Source organism: Peribacillus sp. P4_D6, from assembly GCF_056401795.1.
Map to the genome: position 1 here is coordinate 1 of NZ_JBFUIQ010000238.1, position 3406 is coordinate 3406.

General features: G+C 40.8%; 3 protein-coding genes and 2 pseudogenes. All 5 read right to left on the bottom strand.

What is annotated here, in order from left to right; translation table 11 throughout:
• A pseudogene (locus AC1DVB_RS26060) lies at positions 1–183 on the bottom strand (AMP-binding protein); the annotation flags it as partial.
• Positions 184–298: 115 nt separating this feature from the next.
• Positions 299–1441 carry an acyl-CoA dehydrogenase gene (locus AC1DVB_RS26065; protein WP_057277748.1) on the bottom strand — a complete coding sequence of 381 codons (1143 nt, stop codon included), beginning with the start codon at positions 1439–1441 and terminating at the stop codon, positions 299–301.
• Between the two features lie 60 nt (positions 1442–1501).
• On the bottom strand, positions 1502–2152 hold the full coding sequence (locus AC1DVB_RS26070; protein WP_477591689.1) for a TetR/AcrR family transcriptional regulator: 651 nt from the start codon (positions 2150–2152) through the stop codon (positions 1502–1504).
• A 167-nt stretch (positions 2153–2319) separates the two neighbouring features.
• Positions 2320–3078 carry a hypothetical protein gene (locus AC1DVB_RS26075; protein ID WP_477591687.1) on the bottom strand — a complete coding sequence of 253 codons (759 nt, stop codon included), beginning with the start codon at positions 3076–3078 and terminating at the stop codon, positions 2320–2322.
• Between the two features lie 28 nt (positions 3079–3106).
• Positions 3107–3406: pseudogene (locus tag AC1DVB_RS26080) on the bottom strand (cytochrome d ubiquinol oxidase subunit II); the annotation flags it as partial.

The window sequence follows — 3406 nt, forward strand, 5'->3', positions numbered from 1 at the left end:
ATGTTCCCCTTTTTTAATATCCAGTGACATGAACCCCCTGGCAGCCTTTCGGCAAATCTTTTCAAATTCGCGATAAGAATGGCGCAGGCCTAGTTCATGGTACACAACTGCTTCATTACCACCGTATTGTTCAGCTGTCCTTTCAAGCAATTTCCCGATCGTAACATCTAGCAAATCAGACATCAAACTCCTCCTAATCAAATAAAGGTAAGAATGAACGCTTTTTGCTGTTTAGATAACATCTGCTTTTCACCCAAATGAACCCCAAGCATCAAGTTCATTTTACGTTCCGTAAAGATTAACAGCCTAATTGCCTGGCGATAACGAGTCTTTGAATTTCGGAAGTGCCTTCACCAATTTCCAATAACTTAGCATCTCTTAAATAGCGTTCCACTTCATATTCACGCATGTAACCAGAGCCGCCGTGTATTTGAATCGCTTGATTGCTGGCGCGGAACGAGGTCTCACTAGCAAAGAGCTTGGCGTATGCCGCTTCCTTTGCAAAAGGTTTTTTATTGTCTTTTAACCATGCAGCCTTATATACCATATTCCTCGCCAATTCGATCTCCATCGCCATGTCTGCAAGCTTGAATTGAATGGCCTGGAAATTTGATATGGTTTTACCGAATTGGATGCGCTCTTTTGAAAAAGCTAAAGCTCTGTCAAAGGCAGCCTGAGCGATACCGACGGCCAAAGCTGCAATGGAAATCCGTCCTCCATCAAGCGTGAATAGGAATTGTTTGAACCCTTTTTCCGGATCTCCCAATAAATTTTCCTTTGGCACCCGAACATTATCCAGAATGATTTCACAAGTATTGGAAGCCCGGACTCCCATTTTTTCATAATTGCTATTGATCGTCAGCCCTTGGGTATCGGTTGGCACGATGAATGCCGAGATGATGTTTTTGCCCTTTGAATCTTTTCCCGATACAGCAGTGACAGTAACCGTTCTTGAATAGCTGGCATTTGTTATCCATGTTTTTTCGCCATTAATCACATATTCATCACCATCCAACACGGCAGTCGTTCTCGTACCGCCAGCATCGGAACCCGCATTAGGCTCTGTCAACCCGAAAGCTGCCAGGGTTTCACCGGTCGTGATTGGAACCAGATATTTTTGCTTCTGTTCTTCGGTTCCAAAATAGTAAATTGGACTTGCCCCGAGCGAAACGGCTGCGGCATAACTTAAGCCGGTTCCCCCGCACGCCTTGCCAATCTCTTCAACGGCAATGGCATACGAAATCGTATCTCCGCCCGAACCGCCATATTCTTCAGGAAACGGAATTCCAAGCAACCCGAGTTTCCCCATTTTTTTGAATACATCCTCCGCAAACATGGACTTTGCGTCCAACTCTATCGCAATCGGTTTAATTTCCTTTTCAGCAAATTCCCTTACCATTTCCTTAATCATTTGCTGTTCTTTTGTAAGTGAAAAATCCATATGTTCATTCCCCTTTCTATTGAGACCGACTAGTTGGTCTGTACAAATCAAGTTGATTGTTCAATCCACAACAACTTGGTTCTTCAGTAAAAATGGCTGGGTGATTTCCGCTTCTTTTTGTTTATCTATCAATAGGGCATTCAGAATTAAATCCACGTAAATATCACCGATTTCGTCGATCGTTTTTCCGCCGTCCCTTTTGTACCATTTGTAGGACCAGTTCACCATGCCCAGAATTGACATTCCGGTAATTTCCACTGGCAATTCGCTGCGGAATACTCCCTTGTCAATACCTTCTTTGATAACGGAAAAAATGATTTCTTTATACGTTTGACGCTTTTTTTTGATTGCTTCAACATAAGGTGGTTTTAAGTAAATGCTTTCTTGATAGAAAACTGAGATGTGTGGTTTATAGAGGTCAAAAACTTTAACAAATGATTGAATGATCTTTTGCATTTTTTCTGTTGGATGGGTACTTTCTGAAATGGCTTCCTGTGCTTTTATTAAAACATATGAAATAAAGTAATCATGGATGACAAATAAGAGTTCATCTTTGGAAGAGAAATGGTGATAAAAACCACCTTTGCTAGTTCCGCATGCCTTAACGATTTCGTTGACGGAGACACCATGAAAACCATGCTGATCGAAGAGCGTCAACGATATTTCAATTATTTTTTCTTTTAACTCCGTAAGACTGCACCCCCTTTGTATCCGCTTACATTACATCCAGAATAAAGAGCTTGATTATGTATAAACTGGATTTATTTAGATTTTACCAAATAATTAAAAATTGTCAATTTTTAATTATCAACAAAAAAAACAGCCCTCAAAACCAAGAGCMGTCAATCCAGTTTATTTAAGAAGCAGTCGATACCATGTCATTTACTAGCCTTGACCGGTTTAACTTGGGCTTTTACAAGCTGCCATCCATTATTATATTTCCATACTGATTTGATCTCCAGTATCGGATCACGCTCATCGGACCCTTTTACACTTTGGATTCCGATAAGCGCTTTTCCTTTTCCAAAAACGGTCTTGAAATCCAGTGAAGAGTATGGATCAACCAAAAGCTCTGTCGGTTCATTTAGTTTTCCATTTTGATAAATGCCCAATTTATCATAAGCTTGTTTTCTGGAACTGACATCCATCACCACAGGTTTTTGACCTTCAATAATGATTTCCGCTTTGTATCCGTCAAGAAATTGTGCCATTACAGGAACGGATGGCGGTACTTCAAGCTCCTTCACTTTTCCATCCTTGAATGTATAGGCGTAACTGGATATCAACCGCTCTCTACCTTCCATCAAAACCGTAACCAATACATCCTGGACCCCATCATCATTCAAGTCGGCAACCTTTAGATCTGGATTATACCCAGCTTCAAGCGGGACGTCGATTATACGGCGATTGCTTTCCACACTTAACTCAATTTTTTTCAGAAACTTACTACCTTCCTCATAAGGCAGTCCCTGAACCTGGATGATGTCTATTTTCTGGTCACCTGTTACATCTCTTTTAGTTGAAATATATGTGCCATCCACCTGAAAATTTTTATCATGCGCTTCAACCGCTTGATAGCTCAAAAATAGTGAGATGACTAAAACCGCATATTTTAGCAGATCTAACTTTTTTTTCATAGTGATAACCTCTCTTTTCAAAGATGAACTAATTTGACATTTGTCGCCGTTTGAACTTTCGACGCTGATCTTTCATGAAGATGGACCAGAAATAATAGAACCCTGGGACTAATATTGCAAAGCCCACGATATACGTGGCAAACACGGCCCGGAATGAGGTTGGATCGGTAAATCCTGATAGAATCGTGACATTTGGATAGATGATATAAGGTAAATGAGCGATACCATAAACATAACTGCCGATTAAATACTGTATGATAATCGCAATGACAGCGAGGCGTGGCATCCCTTTAACCTCCTGCTTAGAAAAATAGGGTAGGTACAGTGC

Coding starts and splice junctions, on each gene's coding strand:
- AC1DVB_RS26065 (WP_057277748.1), bottom strand. CDS start 1,441: ATGGATTTTTCACTTACAAAAGAACAGCAAATGATTAAGGAAATGGTA.
- AC1DVB_RS26075 (WP_477591687.1), bottom strand. CDS start 3,078: ATGAAAAAAAAGTTAGATCTGCTAAAATATGCGGTTTTAGTCATCTCA.